At 70.4% G+C, this 20,267-nt stretch carries 18 protein-coding genes and 1 pseudogene; 15 read left to right on the plus strand and 4 right to left on the minus strand.

The features are described 5' to 3' along the window. The first annotated feature begins 186 nt into the window (after positions 1–186). From WME82_RS37685 to WME82_RS37705, 5 genes are all read left to right on the plus strand, one after another. Complete coding sequence (locus WME82_RS37685) at positions 187–1,758, plus strand: sigma-54 interaction domain-containing protein (protein WP_438039272.1); 1,572 nt, start codon at positions 187–189, stop codon at positions 1,756–1,758. 219 nt (positions 1,759–1,977) lie between these two features. Then, the gene (locus WME82_RS37690) at positions 1,978–3,129 is read left to right on the plus strand and encodes a zinc-dependent alcohol dehydrogenase (RefSeq protein WP_438039273.1); all 1,152 of its coding nucleotides are present in this window, start codon (positions 1,978–1,980) and stop codon (positions 3,127–3,129) included. Positions 3,130–3,155: 26 nt separating this feature from the next. Beyond that, entirely contained in the window at positions 3,156–3,548 is a 393-nt protein-coding gene (locus WME82_RS37695) for a hypothetical protein (RefSeq protein WP_438039274.1), read from the plus strand. Positions 3,549–3,727: 179 nt separating this feature from the next. Then, positions 3,728–5,122 carry a glucose-6-phosphate dehydrogenase gene (gene zwf, locus WME82_RS37700; RefSeq protein WP_438039275.1) on the plus strand — a complete coding sequence of 465 codons (1,395 nt, stop codon included), beginning with the start codon at positions 3,728–3,730 and terminating at the stop codon, positions 5,120–5,122. After that, positions 5,119–5,934: an HAD hydrolase family protein gene (locus WME82_RS37705; RefSeq protein ID WP_438039276.1), complete on the plus strand. Its 816-nt coding sequence runs from the start codon at positions 5,119–5,121 to the stop codon at positions 5,932–5,934. Before zwf ends, WME82_RS37705 begins: the two co-directional genes overlap by 4 nt. Before the next feature lie 40 nt (positions 5,935–5,974). On the opposite strand, the gene WME82_RS37710 is transcribed toward WME82_RS37705, so the two are convergent. After that, positions 5,975–6,574: an HdeD family acid-resistance protein gene (locus WME82_RS37710; RefSeq protein WP_438039277.1), complete on the minus strand. Its 600-nt coding sequence runs from the start codon at positions 6,572–6,574 to the stop codon at positions 5,975–5,977. A gap of 343 nt (positions 6,575–6,917) precedes the next feature. Further along, positions 6,918–7,307, minus strand: a complete 390-nt coding sequence (locus WME82_RS37715; protein ID WP_438039278.1) for a hypothetical protein — start codon at positions 7,305–7,307, stop codon at positions 6,918–6,920. A 217-nt stretch (positions 7,308–7,524) separates the two neighbouring features. Here WME82_RS37715 and WME82_RS37720 point away from each other — a divergent pair, with 217 nt between their 5' ends. Together WME82_RS37720 and WME82_RS37725 are read left to right on the plus strand one after the other, a co-directional pair. Further along, entirely contained in the window at positions 7,525–9,192 is a 1,668-nt protein-coding gene (locus WME82_RS37720) for a right-handed parallel beta-helix repeat-containing protein (RefSeq protein WP_438039279.1), read from the plus strand. Between the two features lie 298 nt (positions 9,193–9,490). Then, positions 9,491–10,354 (plus strand): annotated as a pseudogene (locus tag WME82_RS37725) (right-handed parallel beta-helix repeat-containing protein); the annotation flags it as partial. Between the two features lie 49 nt (positions 10,355–10,403). Here WME82_RS37725 and WME82_RS37730 read toward each other — a convergent pair. Beyond that, positions 10,404–10,805: a hypothetical protein gene (locus WME82_RS37730; protein ID WP_438039280.1), complete on the minus strand. Its 402-nt coding sequence runs from the start codon at positions 10,803–10,805 to the stop codon at positions 10,404–10,406. A 295-nt stretch (positions 10,806–11,100) separates the two neighbouring features. Here WME82_RS37730 and WME82_RS37735 point away from each other — a divergent pair, with 295 nt between their 5' ends. The 5 genes from WME82_RS37735 (at position 11,101) to WME82_RS37755 (ending at position 15,829) form a co-directional block, all read left to right on the plus strand. Continuing rightward, positions 11,101–12,756 (plus strand): hypothetical protein, encoded by a 1,656-nt coding sequence (locus WME82_RS37735; protein ID WP_438039281.1) that lies wholly within the window; start codon positions 11,101–11,103, stop codon positions 12,754–12,756. Between the two features lie 105 nt (positions 12,757–12,861). Beyond that, complete coding sequence (locus tag WME82_RS37740; RefSeq protein WP_438039282.1) at positions 12,862–13,017, plus strand: cytochrome c peroxidase; 156 nt, start codon at positions 12,862–12,864, stop codon at positions 13,015–13,017. Between the two features lie 54 nt (positions 13,018–13,071). Continuing rightward, positions 13,072–13,233: a hypothetical protein gene (locus WME82_RS37745; protein WP_438039283.1), complete on the plus strand. Its 162-nt coding sequence runs from the start codon at positions 13,072–13,074 to the stop codon at positions 13,231–13,233. 43 nt (positions 13,234–13,276) lie between these two features. Then, entirely contained in the window at positions 13,277–14,554 is a 1,278-nt protein-coding gene (locus WME82_RS37750) for a PAS domain-containing protein (RefSeq protein ID WP_438039284.1), read from the plus strand. A 201-nt stretch (positions 14,555–14,755) separates the two neighbouring features. Next, positions 14,756–15,829 (plus strand): cyclase family protein, encoded by a 1,074-nt coding sequence (locus WME82_RS37755; protein ID WP_438039285.1) that lies wholly within the window; start codon positions 14,756–14,758, stop codon positions 15,827–15,829. Between the two features lie 117 nt (positions 15,830–15,946). Here WME82_RS37755 and WME82_RS37760 read toward each other — a convergent pair whose 3' ends face one another. Further along, entirely contained in the window at positions 15,947–16,426 is a 480-nt protein-coding gene (locus WME82_RS37760) for a GNAT family N-acetyltransferase (RefSeq protein ID WP_438039286.1), read from the minus strand. A 151-nt stretch (positions 16,427–16,577) separates the two neighbouring features. On the opposite strand from WME82_RS37760, the gene WME82_RS37765 reads away from it, so the two are divergent. From WME82_RS37765 to WME82_RS37775, 3 genes are all read left to right on the plus strand, one after another. Further along, complete coding sequence (locus WME82_RS37765; RefSeq protein ID WP_438039287.1) at positions 16,578–16,985, plus strand: hypothetical protein; 408 nt, start codon at positions 16,578–16,580, stop codon at positions 16,983–16,985. 736 nt (positions 16,986–17,721) lie between these two features. Then, positions 17,722–19,047 carry a glycosyltransferase gene (locus WME82_RS37770; protein WP_438039288.1) on the plus strand — a complete coding sequence of 442 codons (1,326 nt, stop codon included), beginning with the start codon at positions 17,722–17,724 and terminating at the stop codon, positions 19,045–19,047. A 67-nt stretch (positions 19,048–19,114) separates the two neighbouring features. Continuing rightward, positions 19,115–20,245 carry a polysaccharide deacetylase family protein gene (locus WME82_RS37775; RefSeq protein ID WP_438039289.1) on the plus strand — a complete coding sequence of 377 codons (1,131 nt, stop codon included), beginning with the start codon at positions 19,115–19,117 and terminating at the stop codon, positions 20,243–20,245. Positions 20,246–20,267 lie beyond the last annotated feature (22 nt).

Here is a 20,267-nt window from a genome sequence, read left to right on the forward strand (position 1 = left end):
GGGCAGGAGGCAAAGGCAGGCGCAAACGCGGAGGAGAACGGGAATGCCCATGGGAATGCGGAGGAGACTTGCGGCTTCCGTGCCAGCGCGCGGCCCGCGGCGACGCCGGCAGAACGCCTCAACGTGGTGCGCCGTGCACCAGATAAAGTGGTACATCATGCACCACGTCTGGTGTACGGTGCACCAGTGAATCGCCTCCTCCTCACCTGGTCGGACGCGGGCACGCTCGGGCCGGCGCCGGCGCACCACGGCCGCCGGCCCGAGGGCGATCGCGGGCCGGTGCTGCGGCTCCTCGACCAGGAAGAGAGCCGCTACGACGCGATCGTGGTCCTCACCATCCCGGCGGGCGAGGCGCCGTCGCGGGCGCTCGTCGAGCAGGCGCGGGCCCGCGCGCCGCGGATCGAGCTCCGGGTCGTGGACGTCGACGATCCGTCGGACCACGCGAAGCTCTTCCGGGCGCTCGGGAAGCTCTCGGCGCAGCTCAAGCGCGCCTTTCCACCCGCGGCGTGGGCGACGGACGTCCTGCTCTCGGCCGGCACGCCGCAGGCGCAGACGCTCTGGGTCATCCTGGTGCAGGCGGGGATCCTGCCGGCGCGCATGCTCCAGGTGATCCCGGCGGCGTTCGTGCCGCACCCGCACCCGCGGCCGGTGCGCGAGGTCCGGCTCGACATCGAGGGTTTCCCGGAGATCCGCGCGCTGCGCGAGGAGGTCGTGCGCCTGCGGGCCGAGGCGCGCACGCGCGACACGGTGCTCGTGGGCGAGAGCGAGCCGATGCGCTTCCTCCGCGCCCGCATCGCCCGGGTCGCCGCGACCGACGTGCCTGTGCTGATCGTCGGCGAGACCGGGACCGGAAAGGAGCTCGCGGCCAGGGCGATCCACGAGCACAGCCCGCGCGCGAGAGGGCCGTTCATCGCGGAGAACTGCAGCGTCTTCGCCGAGGGCGTGCTCGCGAGCGAGCTGTTCGGCCACGAGGCGGGGGCCTTCACCGGGGCCGCGGGGCGGCGGCGCGGCGTCTTCGAGCAGGCGCACGGCGGGACGCTGTTCCTCGACGAGATCGGCGAGCTGTCGCCGCGGGTGCAGGCGTCGCTGCTGCGCGTGCTCCAGGACGGGACGCTGCGGCGGGTGGGCGGCGAGGCGAAGATCGAGCTGGACGTCCGCGTCCTCGCCGCCACCCACCGCGACCTCGCGGCGATGGTCGAGGAAGGGACGTTCCGCGAGGACCTGTATTACCGGCTCCGCGGCGCGATCATCGAGGTTCCCCCGCTCCGTGCGCGGGGTGGCGACATCGAGGTGCTCGTCGGCGCGTTCCTCGACGAGGTGCAGCCGCGGCGCAAGGGGCGCGGGCTCGAGGTGACGCGCGAGGCGCTGAGGAGCCTTTACCAGCACGCCTGGCCGGGCAACGTGCGCGAGCTGCGCGCGGAGGTGCAGCGGTGGGGCGTGTTCTGCGAGCACACGGTCGACGTGGGCGATCTCGCGCCGGAGATCGCGTCGCCGGCGGCGCGGCCCGCGAGCGGCGGCGCAGGCGGGATCGCGCGAGCGCCGGAGTCGGAGGCAGGCGGCGAGGAGGTCGCGCCGCTCGCGGAGGCCGTGGCGTCGGCCGAGCGCGCCGCGATCGGGCGCGCGCTCGAGGTGCACCAGGGCAACCTCTCGCGCGCGGCGCGCGCGCTCGCCATCGACAGGAACACCCTGAAGCGCAAGATGGCGGCCCATCGCCTCGGCAAGGGGGCGCCTGCGCGCTCGACGATCCGAAGAAGCTGAAGCTGCCGCCGCTGCCGAACAAAGAGAAGAAGAAGACGAACGATCGCGGATACCGCGAACGGCGCCCGGGCCGCCGGCGCCAGCAGCGATGTCCTCGATGTCCCGAGGCTGGGCGCCCGAAGCCCGGAGAGCCGATGCCTACGCCAGGAGCACCCACGAGCGCGCGCGCCTGGTTCACCGCTTGCATTGCCCTGTCGAGCAAGCTGGGAGGTCGTGCGAATGCTGGCGCTCACATACCATGGGCCGAAGAACGTCCGCGTCGAGGAAAACCCGGAGCCTCGGGTTCAACATCCGAACGACGTGGTCCTGCGCGTGAGTCGCGCCACGATCTGCGGCTCGGATCTGCACCTCTATCATGGCTACGTGCCTGACACGCGCGTGGGGACCATCTTCGGCCATGAGTTCACCGGCGTCGTGGAGGAGCTCGGGGCCTCCGTGCAAACGCTGAAGCGCGGCGACCGGGTCGTGGTGCCCTTCAACATCGCCTGCGGGACGTGCTTCTTCTGCCAGCGAGAGCGCACCTCCGCCTGCGAGAACACGAACCCGCTCACCACGCTCGCCAGCGGGATCTTCGGTTATTCACACACCACCGGCGGCTACCAGGGCGGCCAGGCCGAGCGCGTCCGCGTCCCCTTCGCCGACGTCGGCCCCATGAAGATCCCCGACGACCTCTCGGACGAGGACGCGCTCTTTCTCTCGGACATCATCCCCACGGGGTACCAGGCCGCGGAGATGGGGGACATCGGCCCCGCGGACACCGTGGCCGTCTTCGGCTGCGGGCCCGTCGGCCTCGTGGCCCAGCGGTGCGCATGGCTCCTCGGCGCGCGCCGGGTCATCGCCGTCGATTCGGTCGGTTACCGCCTCGATTTCGCGCGCCGGCACAACAAGGCAGAGACGCTCGATTTCAGCGAGACCCATGATGTCGTGTCCGCGCTCCGGGACATGACCGACGGCCGCGGGCCGGACGTCTGCATCGAGGCGGTCGGCCTCGAGGCGAACGGCTCGGCGCTGCACGACGTGCTGGGCAAGGCGCTCAAGCTCGAGGCCGGGTCGCCCGTCGCCCTCAACTGGGCGATCCAGTCGGTCCGCCGCGGCGGGAGGGTCTCGATCGTCGGCGTCTACGGGCCGCCGTGGAACCTCCTCGACGTGGGCGCGGCCATGAACAAGGGCCTGACGATCAAGACCGGGCAGTGCGACGTCAAGCGGTACATGCCCCGCCTGCTCGAGCACATCCGCAGCGGGAACATCGACCCGAGGGCGCTCATCACCCACCGCGTCCCGCTCGAGGCGGCCGCGGAGATGTACCGGGTGTTCGCGGCGAGGACCGACGGGATCCTCAAATGCGTGCTCATTCCGCGGGGGGCCAAGTGAGCTCTGCCATCGAGGAGGAGGCGATCATGGAAGCCGAGATCGTGCTGCCGAGGGAGCTGCCGTACTGGGGAGTCGATCTTTGCCTCGAGGACAGGCCCGGCGTCCCGAGGGAGGTGCCGCCGCGCCTCCTGGAGAGCGCGCACTGGCTCGAGCCCGAGCAGCAGCCGATCGAGGGGCCGCTGCTCAGGCACCCCGGGCGCGCCCGCCCGACGCCGGTGTTCAGCACCGCATTGCCGCCGAGAGGAGCGAGCGGCGCGCTGCGCCGCGTCGCAACCAAGGTCCCGGATCACCGGCTCTCCCACTGGGTCGCGCTGTTCATCGCGGATCGGGTCGACGTGATCGAGAGCCTCCCTCTCCTGTTGAAGAGGCGGGCCGTCAGGGCAGGCAAGCCCAGGCGCGCGGCGTCACAGCGCGCGTGACGAAAGGCGTGCTCGCGCCGATCCAGCGTGGCACACGCGATGCCGGATCGGGACCAGGGCCCCCGGGGCCATGGCGAGATGCGAGGAGCCGAGCGCATGCGCACTGGATGGATGGAAGCTGAAGGCCAGGAGAGCTCGGGCATGCGGCGCGTGATGTCCGGCGCCGCCGAGCAGGCGGCATGAACGCCGCTGACGCGCTCGTGCTCTTCGGAGCGACAGGCGACCTGGCCTTCAAGAAGATCTTCCCGGCGCTGGCCGGGCTGATCCGCCGCCGCAAGCTGGAGGTGCCGATCGTCGGCGTGGCCAAGAGCCCGTGGAGCCTCGATCAGCTCTGCGCCCGCGTCCGCGAGAGCCTCGAGCGGGCGGGCGCGTTCGAGGCGGGCGTGTATCGCGAGCTGTGCGCGCGGCTCTCGTACGTGAGCGGGGATTACGCCGATCCGGCGACGTTCCACCGCCTCCGCGAGCGGCTCGGCACCGCCCAGCGGCCGCTCCACTACATGGCCGTGCCGCCCGACCTGTTCGAAGAGGTCGTCAAGGCGCTCGACCGCTCCGGGTGCGTGCGGCGAGGGCGGCTCGTCGTCGAGAAGCCGTTCGGCCACGATCTGGAGTCCGCTCGGGCGCTGTACCGCACGCTCGCGAGCGTCTTTCCGGAAGAGGAGATCTTCCGGATCGACCACTTCCTCGGCAAAGAGCCTGTCCAGAACATCGTTTACTTCCGCTTCGCGAACGCGCTGCTCGAGCCGGTCTGGAACTCCCACCATGTCGAGAGCGTCCAGATCACCATGGCCGAGAGGTTCGGCATCGAGGGCCGCGGCCGGTTCTACGACGCCACCGGGTGCATCCGCGACGTCCTGCAAAACCATCTCCTGCAGGTGCTCGCGTGCCTCGCCATGGATCCTCCCCCGTCCGGGGACGCCGACGCCGTGCGCGCGGAGCGCGTCCGGCTGCTGCGGGCCATCACGCCGCTCGATCCGGCGCACGTCGTCCGCGGTCAATACAACGGGTACCGCGGCGAGCCGGGCGTCGCGCCAGGGTCGCAGGTCGAGACGTTCTGCGCCGCGCGGCTCCGCATCCACACCTGGCGCTGGGCGGGCGTGCCGTTCTGCATCCGCGCTGGCAAGCGCCTCGCCGTCACGGCGACCGAGGTGCTCGTCCTGCTGCGGCGGCCTCCGCACGCCGTGTTCGAGGATGTCGGGCGCGGGGCTCCAGACTACGTGCGCATCCGGCTCGCCCCGGCCCCGGAGCTCGCCGTCGGCGTGCGGATCAAGGCGCCCGGCGAGCTGATGGCCGGACAGCCGACCGAGCTGCTCGTGGCGAGCGACCTGTCCGAGGCGCTGGGGCCCTACGAGCGGCTCCTCGGCGATGCGCTCGCCGGCGATCCGACCCTGTTCGCGAGCCAGGCCGAAGTGGAGGCGCAATGGGCCGTGGTCGATCCGGTCCTGGACCAGGCGACGCCGCTCTCGCCCTATGAGCCGGGCAGCTGGGGCCCAGCCGAAGCCGACCGCCTCGTCGCCGACCTCGGCGGGTGGCGGACGCCCTCCCTGGCCACCCCGCTGGCGAGGAGAGCCGCATGACCGCGATTCGCGTGCTGCTCGCCGACGTGGACGGCGCGCTCCTCACGCCCGACGGCGTGCTCACCCCCAGGGCGGAGCAGGCCGTGAGTCGGCTCCGCGACGCCGGGATCGACCTCGCGCTGATGAGCAGGCGCTCGCCGCGCGGCCTGCGCGTCCTGCTCGGGCGGCTGGGGATCGCGACGCCGTTCGCCGCGTTCGGCGGCGCCATGCTGGTGCGGCCGGATCTCTCCGTCATCGAGCAGCACCCGCTCGACAACGGCGCGGCCGCGGTCGTCATCGCGACCCTGGAGCGACACGGCGCCGCGGTCTGGGTCTACCAGGGCGACGACTGGCTGGTGCGCCGCGCCGACGCGCCGCACGTCGCGCGCGAGCAGGCGGTCGCGCAGTGTGTCCCCAGGGTCGTCGAGCGCTGGGAAGGCGTCGTGGACAGCGCGGTCAAGATCGTCGGTGTCAGCGATGACGCCGAGGTGCTGGAGCGCGGCGAGTCGGACCTCCGGGGGGCCTGCGCGTTCTTCTCTGCGTCGCGCCCCGTGCCTCATTGCATCGAGGTGATGCACCCGCGGGCCAACTCCGGAGAGGTCGCGAGGGCCCTCTCGGCACGCCTCGGCCTCTCCGGCGCGGCCATGGCCGCGATCGGCGAGCAGCCCGACCATGTGCTCATGTTCAGGGAGAGCGGGCTCAGCATCGCCATGGGGCAGGCGCGCGCCGTCGTGCAGCGGCAAGCCCACTTCATCACGCTGTCGAACGCCGACGAGGGCTTCGCGCACGCCGTGGAGACCTGGCTGCTCGCCACGAGCGGTGGTGGCCAGTGAGGGACGAGCGTCAGGCGCGGTCTCCGGCCCGGGGCGCCTGTCACATGCTGGCCACCGGCCGCTGTCGCGCGGCGGTGCCGATCAGCAGCATCGACGTGCCGCTGACGAGGACGTTGACGCCCACGAGCAGCCCGATCGCCCACGCCGCGGTGCTCGGCCAGCGCCACCAGATCAGGACCCCGAGCGCCAGCGCGAGCAACCCGTCGAACAGGAGCCAGCCCCAGGCGGGCATCTCGCGGTGCTGGAGCGCGCGGACGATCTTGAGGAAGCCTTCCACGAAGAAGAAGGCCGCGAGGATCAAGGTCAGCGTGACCGTGCCCGTCAACGGGAAGACCACGATCAGGACCCCCGCGGCGATCTGGAGCAGGGCGCTCGCGAGCGACCAGCCGGAGTTGGCCCATCGCCGGTGCTGGATGGCGTGGACGCCCTGGAAGAGGCCGCTCGCCACCAGCACGGCCCCGATGGCGACCGCCGTGACCAGCGAGGCGATCACGGGCATGAGGATCGCGAGAGCGCCAAGCACCAGAAGGGCGATGCCGAGCCCGATGAACGAGCCGCGGTTCTCCCGCAAGGTGTGGGGCTCGACCAGTTGCAATCCGAAGCTCGTCGTGCGAGCAGAGTCCTGCCAGCGATCAGCCATGTATGTACCCTCCTCTTCCCGGAGCTGGAGTTTCGCCGTAACGTAAATGGAAGCCCAGCGCCTCACCGGCGTGCCTGCTCGCCGCAACGAGCGCCACGCGCTCCGCCGAGAGCGCATGAGCCGGGCGGGGCACCGCAGGGGTCGGGCCACGACGAACAAGGTGCCGCCCCCGAGCGGTGTCAAGTGACTCCAGAGCGACCGGCCTCGCGCGCCCGTGATCAGGTTGCTCACCCCCTCACGCCCAGGGGGTGGTCGGCGGCCCTCTCCGCGGCGTCGTTCTACCAGCGATCCGCGCGGCCGGGCCGCTCAGCCGGCGAGCCAGCGCAGGAGCGCCCGCCCGCGCTCACTCGTACCACGTCGGCACGATCTCCCGCACCTCGGGCAGCGCGGCGATACGACAGACCTGGTCCCATGCCGCGTCCTCGAGCGCGCCATGGCGCGCGGTGCACTCGGCGTCTCCCGTGGGGAAGAAGTACAGCGTCTCTGCGGGCACATCGCACCTGGCGCGCCCCCTCGACGAGCCGGCCCGGATCGCGGGCGCGATGCCCCGCACGCGCGCGAGGAGCGCCGCGTCGTCCGACGGCAGGCAAAACTCCAGGGATCCATCGTTCACGCACCCCGTTTCCCTGGTGAACGCGAGCTTCTGGGTCGGGCACGTCGGCGCAGGGGGCGGAGGCGCCTCGACGACCCCGTCCCCCGGCGTGGACGGCGGCGCCGACGTACAGCCCGCCAAGCACGCTATCAGCCAACGAGAGATCGCGAATCGTCGCATGGATCCACTCTCCATGTGCTCCGGCGGCGCACCTCTAGCCGATATCGCAGAGACGCTGGGACTGTCAACCCGGCGGTCCTGCAGTTTGGGCTTGACGTCTCCAAGACGTTTGGGTGTGCTTTCCCTCGGCCTCGGCGGGCTTCAACCTCGACGACCTCGGGCTGGTGCAAAAATGAACGTGCGACTCCTTCTCTCGCTGTCCGCGCTGGGCGCTCCGCTGCTCGTCGCGACGAGCGGCTGGGCCAAGGACTACTACGTGGCCCCGGCGCCCGCCGGCGACGACGCGAACGCCGGCACCGAAGCCGCGCCGTTCGCGTCGATGGCCAAAGCGCAAAGCGTGGCCCAGGCCGGCGACGTCTTCTACTTCAAAGGCGGCACGTACACCTACACGGAGGGCACCACCACCTGCTCGAGCGGGACGGCGACCATCAGCGGCGTGGTGCTGAACAAGAGCGGGAGCGCCGGCAACCTGATCAAGTACTGGGCGGCGCCCGGCGAGAAGCCCGTCTTCGATTTCGACGGCATCAGGGATTCGTGCCGCATCAAGGGCATCCTCGTCTCCGGCAATTACATCCACCTCAAGGGACTCGAGATCAAAGGCGTTCGCCAGAACAACAACCTGAACCACGAGTCCTGGGGCGTGTGGAATCAGGGCAGCAACAACATCTTCGAAGCGCTCGACGTCCACCACATCATGGGCGCCGGCATCTTCATCCAGCGCGGCAGCAACAACCTCGTGCTCAACTGCGACTCGCACGACAACCTCGACGAGCTCACGTCGAACGGCGCGGGCGAGAGCGCGGACGGCTTCGGCTGTCACGTCGGCGCCCGGGAGACCGGCAATGTATTCCGAGGCTGCCGCGCCTGGTGGAACGCGGACGACGGCTACGATTTCATCAACTCCGGCGCCGCCTGCCTCGTCGAGCGCTCGTGGGCCTGGTACAACGGCTACAGGCCGGGGACGCAGACCGGCATCGGCAACGGCAACGGCTTCAAGGGCGGCGGCTACGGCGCCGATCCGGCGAGATTTCCGGCCGAGCCCGCCGCGCACACGGTGCAGAACTGTCTCGCCGCCTTCAACAGGGCGGCAGGGTTCTACGCGAACCACCACCCGAGCACGCTCTACTTCTACAACAACACGTCGTACGGCAATCGCCCCGACTTCAACATGCTCGGGATGGATTCGAACGGGAACGACATCACCGTCGGGGTTTACCGGAACAACCTGGCGTTCGGCGGGACGCTGTTCTCGAACCGGAACGGCGCCGACGACGCGAACAACTCCTGGACGTCGGGGGGTGTCACGGTCTCGGACGCGGACTTTCAGAATCCGTCCGAAATGGGGCTGGACGCTCCGCGACAGGCTGACGGCAGCTTGCCCGTGCTCACGAATTTCCGCCTCGCGCCGGACAGCGACGCCATCGACAAGGGCGTCGACGTCGGGCTGCCCTACGCAGGCTCCGCTCCGGATCTTGGCTGCTTCGAGGCGGGGTTGGCCGAGACCGAGACCGCCGGGGCTTCCGGCACCGGCGGCGCGGCGAGCGCTGGCTCGGGCGGCGGCGGTACCGCGGATACGGGGTCGGGCGGCGCGAGCGCAAGCGCAAGCGGAGGAGCGGTAAGCGGCGGCGCAGACAGCGGCGGCACGACGAGCGTCGGTAGCGGCGGAACCCTGGGCACGGGCGGCGATGGCACCGAGCCGAGCGCGAGCAGCGCCGACGACTCGGCCGGATGCGCGTGCAGCACGCTTGGCGGCCACCGGCCGGACGCAGCGAGCCTCGTACTCCTCAACCTCGTGCTTTGGGCCTTCAGAGCGCGCCGGAAGCGCCGAGTCCCGGCCAGCGCATGAGCGCTGCCGCGGCTCGCGTGTCGCAGCCCTTCGCCCCGTTCTCCAGTTTCGTACGAAGCGCGCTAGACGGCCTATTGCCGGCGTGGCAAGGCTTCCATCGCATGAACCCGAGCTCCAAGCCTCAGCTCCAGACCCGACGCGGCCGTCTGTGGCGCCTCCTGTTGGCCCCGAGCGCGTTGTTGGCGAGTGCGGCCTGCTCTGACGGCGGCGGGGCTGACACAGACAATCCGGGAAGCGGCGGGGCTCCGACGAGCGGCGGCAGCTCGAGCGCAGGCGGCACCTTCGCGGCGACTACTGGCACATCTACGGCATCGACGTCCTCCGAGCCGGCGACAACGGCATGTTCGTCAGCGGCTCCCACAACGTGATCGAATACTCCACGTTCGTCGAATGCGCCGACACCGGACTCCAGCTGGGCGGAGGAGCGGCCGACAACCTGGTGCTCAACTGCGATTCGTATTTCAACGCCGATTCCAGCCTGGAGAACGCCGACGGCTTCGCGGCCAAGCTCGACGTCGGCACGGGCAACAAGTTCGTGGGCTGCCGCGCCTGGAACAACCTCGATGATGGCTGGGACGGCTACCTGCGCCCTGCAAACAACGTCACCACGACCTACGACGACTGCTGGGCCATCGACAACGGGAAGCTCAAGAATGGCTCGGCCGGCGCAGGCGACGGCAACGGCTTCAAGTCCGGCGGCAGCGACGGCAAAGATCTGAGCCACAACGCCATCTACACGCGGTGCATCGCCGCGGGGAACGTCAACGACGGCTTCGACCACAACAGCAACCGCGGCAGCGTCACGATCCTGAACAGCGCGGCGCACGCCAATGGCAGCAACATCAACTTCAGCACCTCGAACACCGCGGCGTCGTTGACCATCAGAAACACGATCTCCCTGGGAACGAACGGGTCACTGTCGGCGACGACCACGAGCATCACGAACAACAGCTGGCAAGGTGGACTGTCGGCCACGAGCGGCGATTTCGTGAGCGTCGACACCAGCCTGCTCAAGGGCCCCCGCAAGGCCGATGGCAGCTTGCCGGACGTCGACTATCTGAAGCTGGTGCCGGGCAGCGATCTCCGCGATGCGGGCGTCGACGTAGGCGTGGAGTACAACGGATCCGCGCCGGATCTCGGTCCCTTCGAGAGCGAAGAGTAGTCCCACCGGCGCAGGCGCGTGAGCCAATGTGCCTGGTGCCCTGGATCCATCAAGCCGGCTTGTCGCGGAGCGCGAGCCCGATCCCGACCGCGGCCGCGCCGATCACGAACGGCAGGACGCCCAGCGAGGCGCCGATCGTCACGCACTGATTGGCCTCCTCCGTGCCGACGCGCCGGATCATCTCGCGCAGCGTGGCGTCGTTCTCGCCGCCGGGATAACCAAGCGCCGCTTCCACGCGGGCGATTCCGATGGAGCGGCCGAGCAGCCCCACCGAGACGGCGCTGAGCCCCAGCAGCACGGCGATGGCGCCCGGGATCCAGGCCATGCCCCGCGCCTTCGTCGCCAGCATCGCCGCCCCCGCAAGGCCGATCGCGATGCCGGCTATCCCGGCCAGGAGGGCGAGCCACGCCGCCCACCCGCACGCCGTGAACGCTTCCAGCACGCTTTGCATGCTGCCCTCTAGCGCAGCGCCTGCCCGGAGAGAAGCGTCAGGTCCACCGCATGGGGCTCCTCGCGCACCCCTTACCGGCATCGGTTCATCGGCGGAGTCGGGCGCGGAAGGTCACCGCTCATGTCGCGCGCGGCGTCCACCTGATGTGGAGCAGAGCCCCCCACCCTGCGAGTCTTCGCCTCCAGCTGACCACAGGAGGCACTGGCGCCACCGCCGGGCGTGGGACCTCTGCGATTCCGCCCCGATTCCCACGAGACGGCGCTCCGGCTACGCTCCGCGCTCCGAGGTGCACCCGATGAAGGTTTGGCGAATCGAACGCATGATCGTGATTCCAACAGCGTTCTGTGCTGCGGCGTGCGCCGCTCCAGGCCCCGACGAAGGACCGCTCGCGACCGCCCCCGCGGCGCTCACCGTCACCGAGGACCAGAAGCTGACCGAGGAGACGCCGGCCCTCCAGCGCGTGTTCGGGTTCGCGGTCGCGGGCAGCGGTGACACGGCGCTGATCGGAGCGCCGGACGAGAACAGCCTGACCCGCGGCGCCGCGCACGTCTACACCGTGACCGACGGGGCCGCGACGCTCGACGCCACGCTCGCGCCCAGCGACGGCGAAAATGGCATGGTGTTCGGCCGTCAGGTGGCCCTCGACGGCGATACCGCTGCCGTCATGGCCAGCGCCAACTATGAGGTGCGGCCGTACGAAGAGCGCGTCTATGTGTTTGTCCGGAGCGACGGCGCCTGGTCGGAGCAAGCGAAGCTGACCGTCCCCGAGGATCCGGCGTTGAGCTTCTCGAGGATGGCGGTCGACGTCGGTGGGGACACGGTCGTCGCGAGCACGGTGGGAGAGGACATCGACCTCGTGCGGGGCAAGGCATTTGCGTTCACGAGGACGGGCAACGCGTGGTCGCCGCGGGTGGAGCTCGTGCCTCAGGACGGCCCTCGGGGATTCGGCTGGTCGGTCGCTGTGTCGGGCGACACGGCGATCGTGGGCGCGGCGGCGGATTCGCCCGAAGGCAGCGAGTTCGCCGGCTCGGCCTACGTGTTCGTGCGTGATGGGGGCAGCTGGACGCAACAGGCGAAGCTCCTGCCGCATGACATGAGCGCCCGCGCGTCCTTCGGCTTCTCGGTCGATCTCGCGGGGGACACCGCGGCGATCGGAGCCAAGAGCGCGGTGTACATCTATACGCGGAGCGACGGCGCCTGGACCGAGCAGGCGAAGCTCGTGCCCGCCTTGAGAGGGAGCGAGGCGACAGGGGTGCAGCTCCTGGGCAACGCCGTGGTCGCCGGGTTCGTCGGCGTGGCTGACAACAAGGGGATCGTGTCCGTGTTTCACGGAGGAGAAGGAACATGGACGGAGGTGCGAACGCTCGCGCCGTCGGATGGGCAAACGCTGGATTTTTTCGGGTGGAGCGCGGGATACGCGGGCGGGAGCGTGGTCGTCGGGGCGCCGTACCACAGCGCCCCTCTGGACCGGAGCGGCGCGGCCTATGTGTACGCGCTGCCGTCCCTGGACGGCGCGGCGTGCGTGGCGGACACCGATTGCCTGAGCGGCTCCTGCGAGGCCGGCCAGTGCGCGCCCGGGGGCAGCAGCGGCGCGGGCGGCGGCGGCGCTGGCGGTGAGGCGGGCGGCGGCGGCTCTGGCGGTGAGGCGGGCGGCGCGAGCAGCAGTGTTGCGGGCGGCGGTGGCTCTGGCGGTGACGCCGGCGGCGGCGGCTCTGGCGGTGACGCGGGCGGCGGGAACGCGGGCAGTAGCACGGCGTCAGCCGGTACGGGCAGTCCTGGGACCGACGCCGGCGGGGATGGCGGCTGCCGCATTGGCGGTCCAGGTCAGCCGACGCGCAGCGCTTCCACCCTCATGGCCTTCGCGCTCGCGCTGGCCGTCTTGCCGGCAAGACGCCTCCGCGATGCGCGCCGCCGACGGCTGGCGGCCCGGGATACGGCCCTCCCGGCCTGAGACCACAGCTCGCCCGCTGCGGGCCATTGCCGGTGGGGATCGCCTCGCTCATGTTCCCGGCCGCAGGGCCGTGTCGCGCCGCCGAGCCCGGGCGGCCGTGCCTGCTTGTCCAGAGGGTACAGGCAGGCGTTCGCGCTGGCGTTTCCCGGGCAGCCGCGGGCCGTGACGTTCGACAACCTCGCGCGGGCGCTCGCGGCGTCCGAGGCCACGCTGTTCACGCGGAGCCGCTGGGACGTGTTCCTCGAGGGGGACAATCCATGACGGCTCGGTCTCCTCGCTGGAGGAGGCCGTGAGCTGGAGGAGGCCGTGAGGAGGATGGCGAGACACCAGCTCGGGAAGGAGCTGGACGACAAGGAGGTGCACCTGATCACCCGCTGGCTCGACAGCCTGACGGGCCGGATCCCCCGCGCCGACATCGAGCTCGACGAGGCGTCGCGCGCGATCGTGCTGGAGCCAGGATACCCAGGAAAATTGTGACCCACCTCAGCCCGCGGCTGGGATAATATCGCCCTGGACGGCGATGGACGCGCAGAAGACCGTGGCGCTCGAGGCGGAGCTGGACGCGTTGCAGAAGGAAGTGCAGCGCCTGCGCTCCCGCGTCGCCGAGCTGGAGGAGGCCGGCCGCGGCTTCCCGGAGCGCTTGCTCGACGCGCTGCCCAGCCTCGTTTACGTGCTCGATCTCGATGAGGGGCGGTACGTCTACTGGAACCGGGAGCTCGCCGATCTCGTCGGAGAGGGCGGCGGAGCCGCGGCGGGCTCGCCCCGCGGCGGCGGCCTGTCCCCGATAGTCCATCCGGACGATATCGGTCGCATCGAGGAGTACCGGGCTCGCGTGGCCGCCTCGGAGAGCGGGGAGCAGGCGACGGTGGAGTACCGCGTGCGCGGTCGCGACGGCGGCTGGCGATGGTTCCTCGAGCGAGGCGTCGCGCTCGGCCGCGAGGGACCGGGGCGGCGGATGCTGGGCTCGGCGCACGACATCACCCCGCGCAAGCACACGGAGCAGATGCTCGAGCGGAGTGAGAGCCTGCTCCATGCGTTCCTCGAATACACGCCGTCCATGATGGTCGCCGTGGACGCCGAGGGCCGGCTCCTCCTCGTGAACCGCGAAATCGAGTCGTTCTACAAGATGAGCCGCGAGGAATTGCTGGGGCGGGTCGTCTACGACCTTCTCCCGACGCCGGCGGCTACCTCGATACGAAAAGCCAATGAAGAGGTGGCGGCCGCCGGACGTCCGGGCGCATCCGAGCAGGTGCTCGTCTTCCCGAACGGTCCGCGCACCTACCTGTCGACCAAGTTCCCCATCCGCGACGCCGAGGGGAAGATCTACGCGGTCGGGACGATCTCGGTGGACATCAGCCGAGCCAAGCAGGCCGAGGCCGAGCGCGCGGAGATGCAGCGGCGGCTCATCGAGATGCAGCAGGCGACGATCCAGGAGCTCATCACCCCGCTCCTGCCGCTGGCGCCTGGCGTCGTCGCGATGCCGATCGTCGGGAGCGTCGACCCCGCGCGCGCCGAGCAGATCCTGACGACGTTGCTTGAAGGGATCGCCGCCCAGCAGGCCAGGATCGCCATCCTCGACATCACCGGGGTGAAGGTCGTCGACGAGCGGGTGGCGCAATCCTTCGTCGACGCGGCCCGGGCCGCGGGATTGCTCGGCACCCGGGTCGTGCTCACCGGCATCAAGCCGCAGATCGCGCAGACGCTCACCACGATCGGCGCCGATCTGAGCGGCATCGTCACCAAAGGGACCCTGGAGAGCGGCATCGCTTACGCGCTGGGACGCCGGCTCCGCTGGTGACCGAGCGCGCACCCACCGAGAGACCGGGTGTACGCGGGTACGCACAAGGCCTTCACGGCATCGGCGGAGCGCGCGACGACCTCGGGAGAGCAGGTTTCAGGCGCCCCTGACGGTGTACTCTGGTGATGACATGCGCCCGCGCCCATCATGGAGCGCGGGGCGCTGTCGGTACAACGTGCGATGTGACCCAGGAGGTTGCGTATGAAGCCTGGAGTGATGCCGTTACGTGGCGTGATCGTGGTGACCATGGCCGTCAGCCTGGTCGCGGGGGCAGCGCTGGCCCGCGGCGTGCCGATGCTGGAGAGTTACGATCCAATGCCCGGTCCCTCGCCGTGGGGCCCTGACGACGAGGCGGGCGCCTCCAACACGCAGACGCCGGACAAGGTCCTCGAGGGAAAGCGCCTGATCAAGGAGGGCAAGGTCTATCGTCTGGGTCACGTCTACGAGCCGGGGATGCCGACCTTCCCGGGCAACCAGGGGCTCTCCGTGGAGGCCGGGCCGACCGCGGTCATCCAGCAGCAGGTCACGAACTCCGAGGTGATGCACGGGGAGTTCGGCCAGATGGGGACCGAGTTCGACGCGCTGGGCCATTTCGGCTACATCCCGCCCGGGAGCACGGACCCCGCCGACGCGCTCTTCTACAACCAGTTCACTGGCGCCGAGATCCTCACGGAAGACGGGCTCGCGCACCTCGGCGTCGAGAACGTGAAGCCGCTCGTCACGCGCGGCGTGCTCCTCGACGTCAAGCGCTACGCGAACGGCGGGGAGACGCTCGCGTTCGGCCAGGAGATCACGCTGCCCATGGTGATGAAGACGCTGCGCGCGCAGAAGATGGACGCGCGCGACATCGGCGCCGGCGACGTCGTGCTGATCTTCACGGGCTGGGAGGAGAACTGGGAGCTCGGCACCGAGGGGTATTACACGCAGCCAGGCGTGGGGCTGGCCCAGCCGGGGATCGGGCTCGAGGTCGCGAAGTGGCTCTCGTCGAAGGGGATCGCCTGCGTCGGGTCGGACAACTTCGGCATCGAGGTCCTCCCGCCGAAGGCTCCGGTGGCGCCGGGGGTGATCTTCCCGGTGCACCATCACCTGCTGGTGAAGAGCGGAATCTTCATGCACGAGGTGATGGTGCTCTCGGAGCTGGCCGCGGATCTGGCCGCGGAGCTCCAGGAGCGGCCCCACGGCCACAAGAGCCCCTACGAGTTCTTCTACGTCTACAGCCCGCTGCCCCTCCGGGGCGCGTCCGGCTCACCGGGCATCCCGCTCGCGATCCGGTGAGCGGATCGGCGCGCCGGCGCCGCGCGCGCCCGCATGTCGCCACTGTCCTCTGGGCCTCTGTGGTTCGAGCTCTCTCTTCAGGGCGCCAGAAGCGCTCTCAGCCACGCCGTGCAGACGTCAACCGAGGCGTCTTCTCATGCTCAGGCTCGTGATCCGGTAGCCGAGCGACTCATAGAGCCGCCGCGCCCGCGTGTTCTGCGCGAAGACGTGGAGCTCGATATCCCGCGCGCCCAGGCCGCGGGCAGCCTCCTCGGCGAGCGCCATGACCCGGCGCCCGAGGCCCCGGCCGCGGGCGGCCTCACGCAGGTGAAACTCGTAGATGAACGCGCTTCGAAACCCGTCCACGCTGGTCATCCCGATCCAGAGGTGCCCGACCACGGCATTCCCTTCCAGCACCGAATAGAGGTGGTGGTCGGGGGTGGCGAGCCCCTGCGGCAGGAGCGCCTCCACCTGGGAGCGCGCGTTGCGCAGCGCGTCCGCGGTCCCGGCGTCCACGGCGCTCGCGCGCTCGCCCGCGTACGAAGAGATCACGAGCTCGACGAACGCAGCGAGCTCGGTGACGTCGAGAGGCCGCAGGGCGACGGGGGGGTCGGTCATCGGTAGATCCTACTTGCTCCTGCCCGGCCGTGTAGCCGGGCGAGGAGGTTAGGGCAACCGAGGATCGCCGGCGAACTCGGCTGCTTCACCCGGGGTGCTCGGCTCGCTCGCTCGCTAGGCTGCTCTGGGTCTGATAGAATGGTCGTTGGCCATGCTCGAGCTCCTCCGCAACGCGCACCACACCGTGACGGTCGACCCGGTCTCGCAGATCGCGCGGGTCACGCGGAGCCCGCTGCCGTCCGAGTCTGCCACGCAGTTCGAGGCGCTGTGGATGGAGGTGGGCCGCGCGCTCGACCGGGTCGACCGCCATCGGCTGTGTCTGCTCATCGATCTGCGCGCGGCGGTGGGGCGCAATGATCCGCAGTTCGAGGCGGCGATGCAGCGGATTCGGCCGGTCGTGATGGGCCGCTTCCGGCGCGTCGCCATCCTCGTGCGGACGACCGCGGGGGCGCTGCAGATCCAGCGCCATTTCCGCGAGGACGGCATCGATCGGATGATCGGCAGCGACGAGGCCCGGCTGCTCGATTACCTCCGCGATGCACCGGCGCGCAGCCGTTGATGCGGGTCGCGATCGGCGCAGCCCCCCAAGACGCGCGCGGCTGCGCCGTCTGCGATCTGCATCGAGGTGTCCTCCGTCCGGCGATATCCATCGCGGTGTCCCATGTTCCGTGAGGAGACGATGATCCGAAGTCACCCGCGGCGCCGCCGCAGGGGGAACCGCTGCCAAGCACGCTCCATCCCAGAGCGACCCCCGGCCCGACCTCTACAGTGCTCAGGCGAGCGAGTCGCGGCTCACCTTTCGTGACCGGCCGGCGACGATTTTTGTAACCTGGCGAAAATGAACGACTTTTGGGGCCAGCGACCGGGCCGCCCGCGCGCGCTCTCGACGGGCTCCTGGGCCGGTGAGATGTCGCCCTCGCGGGACGTGGCCAGTCGAAGACTGGGACGGATCACCACGCTTGAGCGCCGCGGTCCATGTCCTTTTCGAGCTTGCGCAGCCCCCGTACTCCGGTCTTCTCGTTTGTTGTTCGATGTGCTTGTCAGTTCGCGAATTCGACGTATAGTGTATTCGAATCGCGCCCTTGCCGTCCGCAATGTAGTCATGCGGCGTGTTGCAGCGCTCGTGTCGATCTGCCAGGTCGAGGCCCCATCCGTCCCGGTTTCGCATCTTGCGATGCCCTGGACGGTGTGTTCCGTACCGGAGAGGCGCGGCGGGAGGACAGCGAGGCATGCCTGGCGCTCGATGAGCGGTCGAGTCGAGAGATCGACAGTCTGCTCGATGGGGGGAGAGGGGTATGATGGTACGGACCGATTGCGGCATCGAGGCTCGTGATCTCAAGGATTCACGGACCTCCCGGCGGCTCGCCATCGCGCACGTGGTGAGCAGCTTCCAGACCGGCGGCGCCGAGCAGGTGGTCGTCGATCTCGCCGCGTCCCAGCGCGCCGCGGGTCATGACGTGCTGGCGGTCGCGATCGCCGAGGATCCAGACGGCCCGCGCGCCGAGCAGCTCCGGCGGCGCGGGGTCGAGGTGCACCTCGTGCCGAAATGCCCGGGGTTCGACGCGACGATCACCGCCCGCCTCGCCGCGCTGTTCGCGACGAAGGGCGTCACGCTCGTCCACGCGCACAACCACCTCTCGCTCATCTACGCGGCGCCCGCCGGATGGCTGCACCGGGTCCCCGTCATCCACACGAAGCACGGCGTGTCCCAGGACATGCAAGGACGGAGCTGGCTGCGCCGCGCCGCGTCCGCGTTCGTCGATGCTCATGTCGCTGTGTCGCAGCCGACCGCCGCGGTCGTCCTCGGCCGGCGCGAGGTCGACCCGCCGAAGCTGCATGTCGTCGTGAACGGCATCGATCTATCGCGGTTCGCGCCGGATCCGGCGGCGAGGGCGCGGGTGCGGGCCGAGCTCGCGATTCCACGAGACGCCTGGGTCGTCGGGAGCGTGGGGCGCCTCTCTCCCGTGAAGAACCACGCGCTGCTCGTGCGCGCCGCCGCGACGTCGCTGCCCCGGAACGGAAGGGTGCTCCTCGTCGGCGAGGGCGCCGAGCGCGGGCGGCTCGACGCCCTCGCGCGCGAGCTCGGGGTGTCCGAGCGCGTGCTGTTCGCAGGGGAGCGCCACGACGTGCCAGCGCTCCTCGCCGCGCTCGACGTGTTCGCGCTGCCGTCCCTCTCCGAGGGCCTGCCGCTCGCGCTCCTCGAGGCGATGGCCGCTGGGCTTCCGGCCGTTGCGACCGACGTGGGCGGCGTGTCCACCGTGCTCGTCCACGGGGAGACGGGCTATCTCGTGCCGTCCGACGAGGTAGCGCCGCTCGCCGCGAGGCTCTCGGAGCTCCACGCCAATCCCGCCCGCGCCGCGCAGATGGGCCGGAGCGGCCGGATGCTCGCGCTCCGGCGCTACTCGGCCATCCGGATGGCCGAGCGCTACATGGACCTGTACGCGCTGCTGCTCCTGCGGCATTCGCAGCGCGCCGCCGCTGTCCGCCCGAGCGCCCTGCTCGCCCGGATCTGGGGCGCGGACGAGGCGACGCGCGCAACCACCGCCGCCTCACACCGCGACGGCGGGCGAGCTCTCGGCGATCACCCGTCGTCGCGCTCGCCGGCGCCGCTCGCGAGCTGATCGGGCGGCGGAGCACCGCCGTCGCCGAACGCTGCTGGTTTCAAACGCTCTCGAGGGGGGACGACTCATGTCGAACGCAATGCGATGGCTCTCCGATCTCCTGGCCGCGCCGTGGGCGACGCGGCCATTCACGCCGATGATGCACGGCCATTCGACCATCATCGTGATGCATCGGCTCGCCGACCCGGATCGCGGGATCGAGGGCCTCGATCCGCGCGCCCTCCGGCGCGCGCTGCAGTTCCTGAGAAGCGAGCGGTATCCGCTCGTGTCGCTCGAGCGGGTGTTCCGAGGCCTCGCGGGCGAGGAGCCGTCCATCGACCGGGCCGTCGCCTTCACGATGGATGACGGCACGATCGACCAGGCGACGGTCGCCGCGCCGATCTTCGCGGAGTTCGATTGCCCGGCCACCATCTTCGTGGTGAGCGGCTATCTGGACGGCCATCTGTGGTGCTGGTGGCACCGCGTGGAGCACGTGTTCGAGACGACGCGGCGCCGCGAGTTCAGCGTGATGGTGGGAGGCCTCCGCCACGTCATCCGCCTGGACGGCGGCGTCCCGCGCGCGCAGCTCGCGCGGCGGTTCATGGAGCGCTGCAAGCGCGTGCCCGAGACCGAGAAGCTCCGCGCCATCCAGCTGCTCGCCGCCGCGGCCGAGGTCGATCTCCCGGCGCGCCCTCCCGCGCGGTACGCGCCCATGTCGTGGGATGACGTCCGCGCGTGCGAGGCGCGCGGCATCACGTTCGGTCCGCACACGGTCACCCATCCGGTGCTCTCCAGGACGACCGACGCGCAATCGAAGCACGAGATCCACGTGTCCTGGGCGCGCCTGCGCGCCGAGGCCAGGCGCCCGGTCCCCATCTTTTGTTATCCGAACGGGCACGTGGGGACGGACTTCGGTCCTCGCGAGCGCGCGACGCTCCGCCGGCTCGGCTTCCTGGGCGCCGTGACCAACTGGCCTGGCGACTATGCGACGGTCAGCGGATTCCGTAGCTCCGCGGACGCGCCGTTCTCGGTGCCGCGGATCGACTTCGGCGCGGATCACCGGAGCCTCATCCGCGCGGTGTCGGGCGTCCTGCGGACCAAGCAGCTACTGCAGCGGCAACTCGCCCTGCGAAGCGCGGTGGCGCCGGTCGATCCGGGCCTGATGCTCGATGGATCCCAGGACGAAGCCGAGGGCCCGCCGACCTCGCTGATCCAGTGATCGCGGAAGCCGCGCGCGGCCG

This window comes from Sorangium sp. So ce128 (assembly GCF_051525245.1).
Classification (GTDB): Bacteria; Myxococcota_A; Polyangia; order Polyangiales; family Polyangiaceae; genus Sorangium; species Sorangium cellulosum_B.